Annotated in this window: 15 protein-coding genes; 11 read left to right on the plus strand and 4 right to left on the minus strand. The window is 70.2% G+C overall.

The features are described from left to right. Nucleotides 1-8 precede the first annotated feature (8 nt). The gene (locus KW843_RS14640) at nucleotides 9-662 is read right to left on the minus strand and encodes a YitT family protein (protein WP_218295890.1); all 654 of its coding nucleotides are present in this window, start codon (nucleotides 660-662) and stop codon (nucleotides 9-11) included. A 406-nt stretch (nucleotides 663-1,068) separates the two neighbouring features. Here KW843_RS14640 and KW843_RS14645 point away from each other — a divergent pair, with 406 nt between their 5' ends. After that, nucleotides 1,069-2,736, plus strand: a complete 1,668-nt coding sequence (locus tag KW843_RS14645) for a SulP family inorganic anion transporter (RefSeq protein WP_218295891.1) — start codon at nucleotides 1,069-1,071, stop codon at nucleotides 2,734-2,736. A gap of 12 nt (nucleotides 2,737-2,748) precedes the next feature. Here KW843_RS14645 and KW843_RS14650 read toward each other — a convergent pair whose 3' ends face one another. Beyond that, nucleotides 2,749-3,261: an outer membrane protein assembly factor BamE gene (locus tag KW843_RS14650; RefSeq protein ID WP_218295892.1), complete on the minus strand. Its 513-nt coding sequence runs from the start codon at nucleotides 3,259-3,261 to the stop codon at nucleotides 2,749-2,751. Between the two features lie 43 nt (nucleotides 3,262-3,304). On the opposite strand from KW843_RS14650, the gene KW843_RS14655 reads away from it, so the two are divergent. The 9 genes from KW843_RS14655 (at nucleotide 3,305) to bioF (ending at nucleotide 10,945) form a co-directional block, all read left to right on the plus strand. Next, nucleotides 3,305-3,511, plus strand: coding sequence for a DUF3460 family protein (locus tag KW843_RS14655; protein WP_218295893.1), 207 nt, complete (start codon nucleotides 3,305-3,307; stop codon nucleotides 3,509-3,511). Nucleotides 3,512-3,588: 77 nt separating this feature from the next. Next, nucleotides 3,589-4,455: a ScpA family protein gene (locus KW843_RS14660; RefSeq protein ID WP_218295894.1), complete on the plus strand. Its 867-nt coding sequence runs from the start codon at nucleotides 3,589-3,591 to the stop codon at nucleotides 4,453-4,455. A gap of 136 nt (nucleotides 4,456-4,591) precedes the next feature. Next, nucleotides 4,592-6,181, plus strand: coding sequence for an L-aspartate oxidase (gene nadB, locus KW843_RS14665; protein WP_218295895.1), 1,590 nt, complete (start codon nucleotides 4,592-4,594; stop codon nucleotides 6,179-6,181). Continuing rightward, on the plus strand, nucleotides 6,178-6,813 hold the full coding sequence (gene queE / locus KW843_RS14670; protein ID WP_218295896.1) for a 7-carboxy-7-deazaguanine synthase: 636 nt from the start codon (nucleotides 6,178-6,180) through the stop codon (nucleotides 6,811-6,813). Before nadB ends, queE begins: the two co-directional genes overlap by 4 nt. A 27-nt stretch (nucleotides 6,814-6,840) precedes the next feature. Continuing rightward, the gene (locus KW843_RS14675; protein WP_218295897.1) at nucleotides 6,841-7,215 is read left to right on the plus strand and encodes a 6-carboxytetrahydropterin synthase; all 375 of its coding nucleotides are present in this window, start codon (nucleotides 6,841-6,843) and stop codon (nucleotides 7,213-7,215) included. Between the two features lie 64 nt (nucleotides 7,216-7,279). Continuing rightward, on the plus strand, nucleotides 7,280-7,660 hold the full coding sequence (gene panD / locus KW843_RS14680; RefSeq protein ID WP_218295898.1) for an aspartate 1-decarboxylase: 381 nt from the start codon (nucleotides 7,280-7,282) through the stop codon (nucleotides 7,658-7,660). A gap of 5 nt (nucleotides 7,661-7,665) precedes the next feature. Then, a complete protein-coding gene (gene bioA, locus KW843_RS14685) occupies nucleotides 7,666-8,994 on the plus strand; it encodes an adenosylmethionine--8-amino-7-oxononanoate transaminase (protein ID WP_218296304.1) in 1,329 nt (442 codons plus the stop codon). Continuing rightward, nucleotides 8,991-9,662: a dethiobiotin synthase gene (gene bioD / locus KW843_RS14690; protein WP_218295899.1), complete on the plus strand. Its 672-nt coding sequence runs from the start codon at nucleotides 8,991-8,993 to the stop codon at nucleotides 9,660-9,662. The genes bioA and bioD overlap by 4 nt, the downstream gene beginning before the upstream one ends. Further along, nucleotides 9,659-10,945 carry an 8-amino-7-oxononanoate synthase gene (gene bioF, locus KW843_RS14695; protein ID WP_255591027.1) on the plus strand — a complete coding sequence of 429 codons (1,287 nt, stop codon included), beginning with the start codon at nucleotides 9,659-9,661 and terminating at the stop codon, nucleotides 10,943-10,945. The genes bioD and bioF overlap by 4 nt, the downstream gene beginning before the upstream one ends. A gap of 59 nt (nucleotides 10,946-11,004) precedes the next feature. On the opposite strand, the gene KW843_RS14700 is transcribed toward bioF, so the two are convergent. Then, nucleotides 11,005-11,745, minus strand: a complete 741-nt coding sequence (locus tag KW843_RS14700) for a carbonic anhydrase (protein ID WP_255591028.1) — start codon at nucleotides 11,743-11,745, stop codon at nucleotides 11,005-11,007. A gap of 449 nt (nucleotides 11,746-12,194) precedes the next feature. Here KW843_RS14700 and KW843_RS14705 point away from each other — a divergent pair, with 449 nt between their 5' ends. Next, a complete protein-coding gene (locus KW843_RS14705; RefSeq protein ID WP_218295901.1) occupies nucleotides 12,195-12,554 on the plus strand; it encodes a 5-carboxymethyl-2-hydroxymuconate Delta-isomerase in 360 nt (119 codons plus the stop codon). Nucleotides 12,555-12,614: 60 nt separating this feature from the next. Here the strand turns inward: KW843_RS14705 and KW843_RS14710 are convergent, their stop codons facing one another. Then, nucleotides 12,615-14,438 (minus strand): chorismate-binding protein, encoded by a 1,824-nt coding sequence (locus KW843_RS14710; RefSeq protein ID WP_218295902.1) that lies wholly within the window; start codon nucleotides 14,436-14,438, stop codon nucleotides 12,615-12,617. Between the last annotated feature and the right edge of the window lie 13 nt (nucleotides 14,439-14,451).

Below are 14,451 nucleotides of genomic sequence, written 5' to 3' on the forward strand. Positions count from 1 at the left end.
CGCCGCCTTCAATGCCCCACATACCGCCCCGGCCGGTGGCTGATCCACAGGAACCCGCTCATCACCAGCACGGCCAGCACCGAATACGCCACGCGGTCCACCGGCACCACGAAGAGCGCCAGCAGCACCACGGTGCCGTCGATCATCATCTGCACCTTGCCCGCGCGCATGCCGTAGCGGGCCTGCAGGTACAGCGACACCACGGTGGCCCCGCCCAGGCTGGAGCGATGGCGCGCCAGGAACAGGCAGCCCGTGCCCAGCAGCAGCCCGCCCAGCAAGGATGCGAACAGCGGGTTCAGGTAGTCCACGTGCATCACATGGGGGAACAGCTCGGTCAGCAGCGACAGCAGGGCGACGCAGACAAAGGTCTTGACCGTGAACTCGCGCCCCATGCGCGTCCAGGCGAACCAGTAGAACGGCAGGTTGACCGCGAAGAACAGCTTGCCGAACGAGATGCCCGTGACGTAGTGCAGCAGAAACGCCGCGCCCGCCGTGCCGCCCACCAGCAGCCCCGCCTGGTTGAACAGCATGAGCGCCATGGCCACGAACAGCGTGCCGGCGAACAGGGCCTGTACATCCTCGAACGCACCATGGCGCAGGGTGGATGCGTCGGCATGGGCATCGCCAGCGGCGCTGGAGTCATTGGCGGGGGTGTCGGTCATGGAGGGGATCACGCTGGCGTCACATCAATCCGCACGGAGCGGGGGCCGGGATGGCCGTGCAAGAACAGCAAGCAATATGCCAGGGAGCGCGGGCTCCACGCCCGATGTCCATCCCTGAGCGGGCAGAATTCGAAGAATTTCCGGCTGCTACCGCTGGTTGGCATTCAATAGTTTGCTATCAATTTTAAAGTTCCATCCACAGCCCGCCCCCCCCGCGTGGCCCCTGGCAACGGGCACATTCGGCACGCAATGTGCTTGGCGACCGCACCGGCTTCGCCCCATTGCGCTGCGCACCCGGCTCACTACACTGAAGTCTGCCCCGCGTTGATGGCGGTGGTGGCTGCATCCCGGCGGTGCCGGGGCCCTGGGCCGCCGCAGAGCCGCCGAAAAGAAAGTGCCCGCCACCATGCAGTTTTCACTCGCCTTCCACCCCCGCCTGCTCGATGCGCTGCGCGGCTACGACAAGGGCCGCTGGCTGGCCGACGTGGGTGCGGGGGTGACGGTGGGCATCGTGGCGCTGCCGCTGGCCATGGCGTTCGCGATCGCCAGCGGCCTCAAGCCCGAGGCGGGGCTGTGGACGGCGATCATCGCGGGCTTCCTGATCTCCGCCCTGGGGGGCACCAACGTGCAGATCGGCGGACCGGCGGGCGCATTCATCGTCATCGTCTACGGCATCGTCGAGCGCTACGGCGTGGCCAACCTGCTCATCTCCACCGCCTGCGCGGGCGTGCTGCTGGTGCTGCTGGGGCTCTTCAGGCTGGGCACGCTGGTGCGTTTCGTGCCGGTGAGCATCGTGATCGGCTTCACCAACGGCATTGCGGTGCTGATCGCGCTGTCGCAGGTGAAGGACTGGCTGGGGCTGTCCATCGACCGCATGCCGGGCAATTTCTTCTCGCAGATCGATGCGCTGGCGCGGCACGCGGACAGCCTCAACCCCCATGCCTTCGGGCTGGGCGCGGCCTGCGTGGCCGGGTTGTTCGTCTGGCCCAGGCTGATGATGAAGGGCTCGCCCGTGATGCAGGTGCTGGAGCGCCACACCGTGCGCAGCTTCGCGCGCGTGCCCGCGCCCGTCGTGGCGCTGGTCACGCTGAGCCTGCTGGCCTGGGCGATGGAGTTTCCGGTGGAGACCATCGGCTCGCGGTTTGGAGGCATTCCGCAGGCGCTGCCGGTGTTCGCGCTGCCCGATTTTTCGTGGGACACGGTGCGCCTGCTGGTCACGCCCACGCTCACCATCGCGCTGCTGGGCGCCATCGAATCGCTGCTGTGCGCCCGCGTGGCCGACCAGCTGGCCACCGACCCGCACCACAAGAAACACGACCCCAACCAGGAGCTGGTGGCCCAGGGGCTGGCCAATCTGGTGGTGCCGTTCTTCGGCGGCATGCCCGCCACCGGCACCATTGCGCGCACCGTCACCAACATCCGCGCGGGCGCCACCTCGCCCGTGGCGGGCATGGTGCATGCGCTCACGCTGCTGGTGATCGTGCTGGTGGCCGCCCCGCTGGCGCTGCACATTCCGCTGGCGGTGCTGGCGGGCATCCTGTTGTACGTGGCCTGGAACATGGGTGAGTGGCACGAGTTCGTGCGCCTCAAGCACTTCAGCAACCACTACCGGCTGCTGATGCTGGGCACGTTCTTCCTCACCGTGGTGTTCGACCTCACGGTGGCGGTGGAGGTGGGCCTCTTCATGGCCTGCGCGCTGTTCGTGCGGCGCATGAGCGGGCTCTTTCGCGTGGTGCGCCAGCCGGAGGCCGAAGGCAGTTTTCCCCAGGGGCGGGCCACGGCCACCTGGCGCCTGCATGGCGCGCTGTTCTTCGGCGCCGCCGCCAAGATCGACCCCATCCTCCAGGCCGTGGAGACCGGCCCGCCCGGCATGGACGTGGTGCTGGACGCCAGCGAGCTGGTGGCGCTGGACACCACGGGGCTGGACGCGCTGGCGCAGATCCTCAAGGCCGTGGCCGCGCGCGGCGGGCGGCTGCGCCTGGTGCACCTGCACGAGCAGCCGCGCTCGCTGATCGAGCGCTCGGGCTTTGCCGCCCGGCTGGCGGCGCAGGGGCTGGAGGACCTGCCGGTGTGACCCGCCGCGCGGCTACTTGCCGCCCTTGAACTCCGGCGCCTCCAGGTCGGCCCCCGTCTGGGTGCGCAGCACGAACTGGTCGGGCCCATGGACCACGGTGAACACCTTGGCCTGGTTGGGTGCCTCCAGGTAGCGCCAGTCGGCATGGGTTTCCCGCTTCAGTTCGTAGGGCGTGACCTTGGCGGGCTTGCCCAGCAGGCGGCGCACCTCGTCCATGCGCATGCCGGGCACCACGCGCGCGAAGTTCTCGGGGGTGAGCACCTGGCGCAGCGCCGTCATGCGGCCGTCGGCGCCGATGGTGATCATGTAGTTGACCTGGCCGGCGGGCTGGCGGTTGTATTCGAACGTGCGCGCGCCGCCGGGCTCGTCCCACACGTTCTCGGGGACGCCGAAGCGGTCGCGCACGTCGGCCTCGGTGGAGACGCCCTCCTTGAGTTCGCTGATGCGTTGCGGGTCGCAGGCGGCAAGCGCCAGCAACGAAAAAGTGGCGGCCGCCAGGGCGGCGGCGCGATATATCAAGGGCATGAGTCGGTCCCGGTAAAATCCACGGCAAAGAGGTTAACAGTCCATGTCCATTTTCCGCCGCCCCGATTACCAATCCGATGCCACCCAGTTCATCAACCAGCTCAAGGCCAGCAAGCCCGAGCTGGAAAGCCAGCAGCTGGCCGGCCGCGCGCTGCTGTGGGACAAGCAGGTGGACCGCAAGATCTGGGGGGAGTACCGCGAAGCCCAGGTCGAGCAAAAGCCCTACGTCTACCAGACGAACGCCGACTGAGCCGACCCGGGCATCAAATTGGCCCCCAGCGCTTGATCAATAAGCGCTGATAGCTATATTTTCAATAGCAAATATCCATGACCACCGCGCGCGTGCCCGAGGCGTCCGATGATCCGGCGGGCACGGCCGCGCTGAACGCGGGCGGCATGCCCGACGTGGTCGATCAGGTCGCGCTGGCGCGCCTGTATGGCGAGCCGCTGTTCGCCCTGCCCACGGACCTGTACATCCCGCCCGATGCGCTCGAAGTCTTCCTTGAAGCCTTCGAAGGCCCGCTCGATCTGCTGCTGTACCTGATCCGCAAGCAGAACTTCAACATCCTCGACATCCCCATGGTGGGGGTCACCAAGCAGTACCTGGCGTATGTGGACGAGATCCGCAGCCGCAACCTGGAGCTGGCGGCCGAGTATTTGCTGATGGCGGCGATGCTGATCGAAATCAAGTCGCGCATGCTGCTGCCGCCCAAGAAGCAGGCCGAGGGCGAGGAGCCCGAAGACCCGCGCGCCGAGCTGGTGCGCCGCCTGCTCGAATACGAACAGATGAAGATGGCCGCCGCCCGCCTGGGGCAGTTGCCGCAGTACGGGCGCGACTTCCTCAAGGCGCAGGTCTACATCGAACAAAGCCTGCAGCCGCGCTTTCCCGATGTGCACGTGGTGGAGTTGCAGGACGCCTGGCGCGACATCCTGAAACGCGCCAAGCTCGTGCAGCACCACAGGATCACGCGCGAAGAGCTGAGCGTGCGCGAATACATGAGCATGGTGCTCAAGACGCTGCAGGGCCGCCGCTTCGTGGAGTTTGAAGAACTCTTCGAGCCCGAAAAAGGCAGCACCGTGCTGGTCGTGACCTTCATCGCGCTGCTGGAGCTGGCCAAGGAGACGCTGATCGAGATCACGCAGGCCGAGGCCTTCGCACCCATCTACGTGCGCCTCGCCTATGTACCGGCATGACACCCCCTGAGCGGCTGCGCCGCTTCCCCCTCTCTCGCTGCGCGGGAGGGGGACGCCACCGGTGGCCTGGCAAAGCCGGCTCCACGGTGGCCCCGGCCGGGAGCCGCGCCCACTTCAACGGCAACTGACACCTTCCATGGCATCCCACGACTTCGACGTTCTCATCGTAGGCAGCGGCCTCGCAGGCCTCTCGGCCGCGCTGCACCTGGCCCCCACGCACCGCGTGGCCGTGATCACCAAGCGCACGCTGCAGGATGGATCGAGCGGCTGGGCCCAGGGTGGCATTGCCGCCGTGCTGGCCGATGACGACAGTTTTGCCGCCCACATCGAAGACACGCTGGTGGCCGGCGCAGGCCTGTGCGACCTGGCCACCACGCGCTTCGTGGTGGAAAACGCACCCGCATCGATCGCCTGGCTGCGCCAGCTGGGCGTTCCCTTCACGCTCGAAGGCGACCAGCTGCACCTCACGCGCGAAGGCGGCCACAGCGCGCGCCGCATTGCCCATGTGACCGACGCCACCGGCGCGGCCGTGCAGCGCACGCTGATCGACGTGGTGCGCGCCACGCCCGGCATCACGCTGTTCGAGCAGCACACGCTGGTGGACCTGATCACCACGCGCAAGCTGGGCCTGCCCGGCCACCGGTGCCTCGGCCTGCATGCGCTGGACAGCGACACCGATGAGGTGGTGACCTTCCGTGCGCCGCAGACCATCCTGGCCACGGGCGGCGCGGGCAAGGTGTACCTGTACACCACCAACCCCGACACCGCCACGGGCGACGGCATCGCCGCCGCGTGGCGCGCGGGCTGCCGCGTGGCGAACATGGAGTTCATCCAGTTCCACCCCACGGGGCTGTACCACCCGCACGAAAAGTCCTTCCTCATCAGCGAGGCGGTGCGCGGCGAAGGCGGCAGGCTGCTGCTACCCCCCTCGGCGGGCGGCACGCGCTTCATGCTGGACCATGACCCGCGCGCCGAACTGGCCCCGCGCGACGTGGTGGCCCTCGCCATCGACTTCGAGATGAAGAAACACGGCCTCGATTGCGTGCACCTGGACATCTCGCACCAGAGCCCCGCGTTCTTGCAGGAACACTTTCCGAACATCCTGGCCCACTGCGCCGCGCTGGGCATCGACATCACCAAAGAGCCCATCCCCGTGGTGCCCACGGCCCACTTCACTTGCGGCGGAGTGCTGACCGACCTGGCCGGCCGCACCGACCTGCCCGGCCTGTACGCCGTGGGCGAGGTGGCCTGCACCGGCCTGCACGGCGCCAACCGGCTGGCCAGCAACTCGCTGCTCGAATGCATGGTGTTCGCACGCGCTGCCGCCCAGGCCATTGCCACGGCCCCCACCGCCGATCTGCCCGCCGTGCCCGCCTGGGACGACAGCCGCGTGACCGACGCCGACGAGTCCGTCGTCATCTCGCACAACTGGGACGAACTGCGCCGCTTCATGTGGGACTACGTGGGCATCGTGCGCACCAACAAGCGCCTGGAGCGCGCCGCGCACCGCATCGCCATGCTGCAGGGCGAGATCCAGGAGTTCTACGCGCACTTCCACATCACGCGCGACCTGCTGGAGCTGCGCAACCTGGTGCAGGTGGCCGACCTGATCGTGAAAAGCGCCCAGCTGCGCCGCGAAAGCCGGGGCCTGCATTTCAGCCGCGACTACCCGGAAGTCGCCGCGCCCGCAGCGCCCACCATCCTCGTCCCTCCGGTGCTCCGATGACCTACAGCGTCAAGGAAATTTTCTACACCCTGCAAGGTGAAGGCGGCCAGGCAGGCACGCCTGCCGTGTTCTGCCGCTTTGCGGGCTGCAACCTCTGGACGGGCCGCGAGCAGGACCGCGCGCAGGCCATCTGCCAGTTCTGCGACACCGACTTCGTGGGCACCGACGGCACTTTGGGCGGCAAGTTCGACACCGCCACGCTGCTGGCCGACACCATCGCCGCGCAGTGGCCTGCCGGCGCAGGCCACCGGCTGGTGGTGCTGACCGGTGGCGAGCCCCTGCTGCAGGTGGACGCTGAACTCATCGACGCACTGCACGCCCAGCAGTTCCGCATCGCCGTGGAGAGCAACGGCACCGTGAAAGCGCCCGAGGGCATCGACTGGCTGTGCATCAGCCCCAAGGCCGGTGCACCGTGGGTCCAGCGCAGCGGACAGGAGCTGAAACTCGTGTGGCCCCAGCCCGGGTTCGACCTGCGGGCGCTGGAGCAGGACACCCAATTCACCCACCGCTTCCTGCAGCCCATGGACGGCCTGCTGCAGCGCCAGAACACCGCCGCCTGCATCGACGCCTGCCTGGCGCACCCCGCATGGCGCCTGAGCCTGCAGACCCACAAGCTCACCGGCATCCGGTGATGCGGCATTTTTGTTGTTGATTTCCGTATGTTGTTCACCATTTCCCAGCGCTTCTTCTTCGACGCCGCCCACACCCTGCGCCGCGAGATCGAGGCCGAAGGCAGCCGCCGCGTGCACGGCCACACCTACCACGCCGAGGTCTCGCTCAGCGGCCCGCGCGACCCCGCCACTGGCATGGTGCTGGACCTGGGCCTGCTGCGCCGGGGCCTGGAGGTGGTGCGCGGGCAACTCGACCACCACATGCTGGATGACGTGCCGGGCCTGGGCACGCCCACGCTCGAGAACCTGTGCGTCTTCATCGCCCAGGCGCTGCCCGCCGAATTGCAGCCGCGCGTGAGCCGCGTGCGCGTGTGGCGCGACGCGCTGGGCGACAGCTGCTTGCTCGACCTGCCCGCGCGCTGACACACCACCTGCCCCGCCGGCAGACCCCGCCCGCGCCGCCACCGACTTCACCCAAGGAAGCCCGATGTTCCGTACCTTGCTCAAATCCAAGATCCACCGCGTCGCCGTGACCCAGTGCGAGCTGCACTACGAAGGCTCCTGCGCCATCGACGAAAACCTGCTGGAAGCAGCCAACATCGCCGAGAACGAGCAGATCCACGTCTGGAACATCAACAACGGCGAGCGTTTCATCACCTACGCCATCAAGGGCCAGCGCGGCAGCGGCATGATCTCGGTGAACGGCTCGGCCGCGCGCCGCGCCGCCGTGGGCGACCTCATCATCATCGCGGCCTTCGCCCAGGTGCATGAGGACCAGGTGCCCACGCACCAGCCGCAACTGGTGTTCGTGGACGAACACAACCGCCAGACCGGACTGCGCCACGCCGTGCCCACACAGGCCCTGTGATGAACATGCAGCCCCTGCACGCCGGCCTGGTGGCCCGCAGCCTCGCCAGCGTCTGGCACCCCTGCACGCAGATGAAGCGGCACGAGGCCCAGCCGCCCGTGGCCATCGCGCGCGCACAGGGGCCTTGGCTCTACGACACGCAAGGCCGGCGCTACCTCGACGGCATCAGCTCCTGGTGGGTCAACCTCTTTGGCCACAGCCACCCGCACATCAAGGCAGCCCTCGCCGACCAGCTGGAGCGGCTCGACCACGTGATGCTCGCCGGCTTCACGCATGCGCCGGTGGTGGAGCTGTCGGAAAGCCTCTCCGCGCTCACGGGCCTGGGCCATGCGTTCTACGGCAGCGACGGCGCGGCGGCCACCGAGATCGCCCTGAAGATGAGCGCGCACTACTGGCGCAACACGGGTCGCCCCGCCAAGAGCCGCTTTGTGGGTCTGGCCGGTGGCTACCACGGCGAGACCGTGGGCGCGCTGGCCGTGACCGACATCGCGATCTTCCGCGAGGCCTACGCGCCGCTGGTGCGCCTGGCCGCCACCGTGCCCAGCCCCGATGCGCGCGGCGCGGCGCCCGGCGAAAGCGCCGAGGACGTGGCGCGTCGCAGTGCCCAGGCGCTCGATGCCTGGCTGGCCGAGCACCACGCGAGCACCGCCGCGCTCATCGTCGAACCGCTGGTGCAGTGCGCCGCCGGCATGGCCATGCACAGCCCCGAGTACCTGCGCCTGGCGCGCGCGCTGTGCGACCGCTACGAGGTGCACCTGGTGGTGGACGAGATCGCCGTGGGCTTTGGCCGCACGGGCACGATGTTCGCCCACCAGCAGGCGGGCATCCGGCCGGACTTCATCTGCCTGTCCAAGGGCCTCACGGGCGGCACGCTGCCGCTGTCGGCCGTGCTCACCACCGACGCGGTGTATGCCGCGTTCTACGACGACGATGTGGCGCGCGGCTTTCTGCACTCGCATTCGTACACCGGCAACCCGCTGGCCTGCCGCGCGGCGCTGGCCACGCTGGAGCTGTTCGGCCAGCTCGACACCCTCAACGCCAACGCGGCCCTGGCCCTGCGCATCGACGCGGCCTGCATGCCGCTCACCCGCCATCCGAGCGTGCGCCACGCGCGGCGCCTGGGAATGATCTGGGCCTGGGACATCGACACCACGCTGCCCGACTTCGCACGCCGCTACCACCAGCACGCCATGGCGCGGGGGCTGGTGCTGCGCCCCATCGGCCACACGCTGTACGCGATGCCACCCTATGTGCTCGACGAAGAGGCCGTGCAGCGCCTCGCCGAGGGCGCGCTGGGCGCACTGAACGCCACCCTGCAGGAGGAGACCCCATGATTGGATGTTTTGTCACCGGCACCGACACGGGCGTCGGCAAGACGCTGGTGTCCACCGGCCTGCTGCACGCCCTGGCGCCACACCACCGCCGCGTGGTCGGCATGAAGCCGGTGGCCGCGGGCGTGGTGCCCTGGGGCGAGGACTGGGCCAGCGAGGACGCGATCGCGCTGCGTTCGGCCTCCACGCTGGCCGTGGCGCCCGAGCTGGACAACCCCGTGCTGCTGCTCGATCCGCTCTCGCCCCACATCGCCGCCGCGCGCGCCGGGGTGCGGATCGACATCGCGGCCATCGTGCGCAGCTACCAGGCCCTGGCGGCCCAGGCCGATGCGGTGGTGGTCGAAGGCGCGGGCGGCTTCCACGTGCCGCTGTCGGACACCGAGACCGGCGCCGACCTGGCCCAGGCCCTGGCCCTGCCCGTGGTGCTGGTGGTGGGCCTGCGGCTGGGCTGCCTGAACCACGCGCTGCTCACGGCCGAGGCGATCCGCGCGCGCGGCCTCGCGCTGGCCGGCTGGGTGGCCAACCGCGTGGACCCTGGCATGGACGCGGCCGAAGAGAACATCGCCTACCTGCGGGACCGCCTGGGCGCGCCGCTGCTGGCCGAGGTGCCCTACCAGGAACTGCCCGACGCGCGCGGCCTGGTGTTCGAGCTTCCCGGGGAGTGGCTATGACCGCGCCGACCTCCTGCGCGTCCTGGCTGGACGAGATCCCAGGGCAAATCGCCGACCTCGAGCGCGCCCACCTGCTGCGCCGCCGCCGCGTGGTGCAGCCCGCAGGGGGTGCCCACCTGCTGGTGGACGGGCAATCCATGCTGGCCTTCTGCAGCAACGACTACCTGGGCCTGGCCGGCCACCCCGCGCTGGCCGAGGCCGCGCGCGAGGCCACGCACACCTTTGGCGTGGGCTCGGGCGGCTCGCCCCTGGTCAGCGGGCACAGCGCCGCCAACGCGGCGCTGGAGCAGGAACTGGCCGCCTTCGTGCAATTGCCCCGGGCGCTGTACTTCTACGCGGGCTATGCCACCAATACCGGCATCATCCCCGCCCTGGTGGGCGCGGGCGACGCACTGTTTTCCGATGCGCTCAACCATGCCTGCCTGATCGATGGCGCGCGGCTGTCACGCGCCACCATCCACCGCTACCCGCATGCCGACCTGGCGGCACTGCAAGCCGCGCTGGCCGCCAGCCCCGCGCGGCGCAAGCTGGTGGTCAGCGATGCCGTCTTCAGCATGGATGGCGACCTGATCGACATCCCGGCGCTGCTGGCGCTGTGCGAGCGCTACGACGCCCTGCTGCTGCTGGACGACGCCCATGGCTTTGGCGTGCTCGGGCCGCAGGGGCGCGGCAGCCTGGCGCACGCGGGGCTGGCGGGTGCCGCCGCGTCGCGCCGCGTGCTCTACATGGCCACGCTGGGCAAGGCGGCGGGCGTCGCCGGCGCCTTCGTGGCGGGCGACGCGGCACTCATCGAATGGCTGCTGCAGAAGACGCGCACCTACATCTTCGCCACCGCCGCGCCGCCCCTGCTGGCGAGCGCCTTGCGCAAGAGCCTGGAGCTGATGGCGGCCGCCGACGACCTGCGGGAGGGGCTGCGCCAGCGCATTGCGCAACTGCGCGAAGGCCTGGCCACGCTGCCCCCAGGACTGGGCTGGCAACTGCTGCCATCCCACACGGCGGTGCAGGCACTCGTGATCGGCAGCAACGAAGCCGCCCTGGCCGCGATGGAAAGCCTGCGCCGCGAGGGCCTGTGGGTGCCCGCCATCCGCCCGCCCACCGTGCCCGCGGGCACGGCCCGGCTGCGCATTGCGCTGTCGGCCGCCCACACGGCCCACGATGTGGACCGGTTGCTGGCCGCCCTGGCCGCGCATGCGGCCCACGCGGTCCCGGCGGCCCGCCACGTGGCCGCCCGGCAGCCGCCAGCCACTGGCACCAGCGGCGCGCGCGCGGCCGTCAGCGGCTGAGGGCAGGCGCCGCCGGTGCTCCCCGCGCCCCCCTGGAGCGCCGTCCCCCGGAGTGGCCGTCAGGCGCTTTCCTTGACCACGCGCCCGTTGAGCGGCTGCAACGGCCGCGCGTTGGCGTTGTACAGCTGGCGAAACGCCTTGATCTGCTGGGCGCCGAGCTTCACGGGCTCCTTGAGCACCATCCACTGCACGCCTTCGGAACACGGCGGCGTGGTCAGCGAGCCGTCAAAGCTGTAGTAGCCTTTCCTGGCGGGCAACAGGGCGCTGGCGTCCAGGGTGAGCCCCTGCACCGTCACCTGCTCGCCGGTGCGCGGCAGGTGCGCAAAGATGGGAGCCCACGCGGCATTGGGCTTGCCGGGCTGTATCAGCGCGGCCACCACGCCCAGCCCGCCGTCCTCGCCCTTGTGCACGAAGTGCGCCACCATGGCCGCGCGCTTGCCGCCAATGGCTTCCTCGCTGGGGGTGTGGAAGTGGAACTGCAGCAGCTCCATGGCCCTGCCGTTGACCACGAGCCTGCTGCCGGCGGGCATGTTGACCTGCACCGTGTGGCCGTTGTTGACCAGCGTGGGCGCCCCGGGCGTGTATTGGAACTCGAGCGCCGGCAGCGCCTCCTTCACGGTCTTGCGGATGTCCACGGGGCTTTGCGCCGCACCCCGCGCGCAGGCTTCAAAGCCCGCCTCCAGCGCGCCCCAGTGCGTGGCGCCGTGCTTGCCCTTGTACTCCCAGTGCGGTGGCGATTGCGCGCCAGCCCCGGTGGCGGCGCACAGCGCCAGGACGGCGAGAGCGGTGTGTCGGATCATTTTTTGGTATGTCATGGTTTTACTGAACACGGTTGAGGAAAAGCCGCTGCCCACCTGCACGTCCGCCGCATGCGCCACGGTTCGCCACGGATTGCAGCACCCTGGCAATGTTCCTGGCGGCACGGCAGGAACCTGCGAACCGGCACACGGCGCGGGCCCCGCACAGTGAGCGCGGGGCCGCCCGGATTCTGAGCAGGCGGGCCGCTCCGCGGCAACACAAATCGCGCATGGCCCTGGTGCCGTGTCAACAAGGAGCGGCCGCCCCGCATTCGCCACCGGCCTTCAAGCGCACGCGAACGCCCGCGAGGGCTGGAACGTCGCCCCCGGGCCGGGGCCGGCCTGGGAACCTGACCGGCGCAAGCCCCCGCGCGCCCGGCGGTGAACCCGCGCCCTTAAACTGGCGCGGCGCGCACAGTGCGTGCCCCGCCCAGAACGGAATCACGAATCCCATGCCCCATCTCACCGTCGAATACTCCAGCAACCTGCCCCACTATCCCGAGGCGGACACCCTGGCTGCGCTCAACGCCACCCTGTGCGCCCACCCCGAGGTGCAGGACGAGGCCGATCTGAAGACCCGATTCATCGTGGCCGACAGCTTCGAGATCGGCACCGCACCGGCCCAGCGCGCGTTCGTGCACGCGCAGCTGCGCCTGCTCTCGGGCCGCACGCCCGAGGCCAAGAAAGAACTCTCCGGGCGCATCGCCGCCGTGCTGCGCGAACGCACACCCCGCCCCCAGGGCGTGATGGTGCAGCTGAGCGTGGAAGTGGTGGACATGGACCGGGGCTCCTACGCCAAAGAGCGGCTTTGAACCGGCGCTGAATCCTCTGCCAGCCCGGCCCCCACCACCCACGCGGGGCGCCGGCGCCGATCAGCCTTCGAGCGTGGCCGGCAGCCAGCCCCGCAGGCTGTTGAGGAAGGCCCAGGCCTGCACCCGGGGCACGTCAGACACGCGCAGCACGGCCTCCACCACGCGCCCCTCGCGCAATGCCACGGCGCGGCCCACGCCGGGCAGCAGGCCGCAGGACAGGGGCGGCGTCACCCACCGCCCATCGATGAGCGCGGCGATGTTGCCGAAGGTGCTTTCGGTGATCTCGCCCGCCGCGTTCCACAGCACCGTGTCGAACACGCCGGGCGTGGTGGGCGCCAACGCCGCATAGTGCGCGCGGCGCGTGGTCTTGTGGCGCACGAATTCGCCGTGCGCCTCCGCCAGCGGGCGCGTGGCCAGCTGCAGGCGCACGGGTGCGGCCGTGGGCTGCAGCGCAAAGGCCTCGGCCCGGGGCGTGCCGGTGGCGTCCAGCAGCAGGCGCGCCCGCCAGGCCCCCGCAGCGTGTGCGGCGGCCAGCGCCCGCAGGCATTGCGACACGGCTTTCGCATCCCAGGGCACGCCAAAGTGCGCAGCGGTCTTCTCCAGGCGCGCCAGGTGGTCGGCCAGGTGCCGGAAGGCGCCGGCCTCCAGCGCCAGGGTTTCAAGCAGGTCAAAGGGCTGGCTGGCGCGCTCGGCAAAGGCCCGCTTGTGCTGCCACTCGCTCCACTCGGCATCGGCCAGCGCGCCCGAGGTGATGCCGCTGCCAATGCCGCAGGTGGCGTGGACGGCCGGGCCTTCCTCGCCGTCGCCGCCGCTCCCGCTGCGCAGCACCACGGTGCGGATGGGCACGTTGAACGTGGCGGCCACCGCGTGCCGGCCCTGCGCGTCGGGCGGGCCGGCCGGGCGCACCACGCCCACCGCGCCGCAGTACACGCCGCGCGGCGCGGGCTCCAGCGCGCGGATCATCCGCATGGCGCGCACCTTGGGTGCGCCGGTGACCGAGCCGCACGGGAACAGCGCCGCAAACACATCGGCCAGCGTGGTGCCGGGCCGCGTGCGGGCCGTCACGTCCGAGGTCATCTGCCACACCGTGGGCAGGGCCTGGGTGGCGAACAGCGCGGGCACGCGCACGCTGTGCGGCAGCGCAATGCGCGACACGTCGTTGCGCAGCAGGTCCACGATCATCACGTTCTCGGCCCGCTCCTTGGGCGCCGTGCGCAGGTGCTCGGCCTGGGCCGCGTCCTCTTCGGGGGTGGCTCCGCGCGGGGCCGTGCCCTTCATGGGCCGGGCCAGGAGGGCTCCACCATCGGGGGCATCCCGCCAGTCGAAGAACAGCTCGGGCGACACCGACAGCACCTGCTCGGGCCCCGCGTCGATGTGCGCCGCATATCCGCCGGGCTGGGCGCGCAACAGCGCGGCAAACAGTGCCTGCGCCGACCCCTGAAGCGTGCCATGAAGGGGCGCGGTGTAGTTGACCTGGTACAGCTCGCCCGCCGCGATCGCCTGCTGGATCCGCGCCAGCGCGGCATCGAACGAGGCGCGGTCAGGGCTGCCGGTCCATGCCACCTGAGCAGGAGGCTGCGCCGCGGGGCCCTGCGCGCCTTCGGGCCAGGGCAGCGGCGCGTCGTGCACGGCAAACCAGGCCAGCGGTCCGTCGGCCGCGTGGGTCTGCAAGGCCGCATCGAACGCGGCGGCCGCCTCGTAGCGCACATGGCCCACGCACCAGCGGCCCTGCCGCGCAGCGGCGTGCACGGCGTCGAGCACGCCGCGCACCTGGGGCAGCGCGTGGGCCACGAGCACCTCGCGGGGTGTGCCGAAGGCGTGGCGCAGGCGCGGGGCGCGTGCATCCAGCGGCTGGGTGAAGTCGATGCGGGAAGTGATGGTCAAAACAGGCGCTAGC

The sequence above is a fragment of the Acidovorax sp. sif1233 genome (genome assembly GCF_019218755.1).
Lineage (GTDB): Bacteria > Pseudomonadota > Gammaproteobacteria > Burkholderiales > Burkholderiaceae_C > Acidovorax.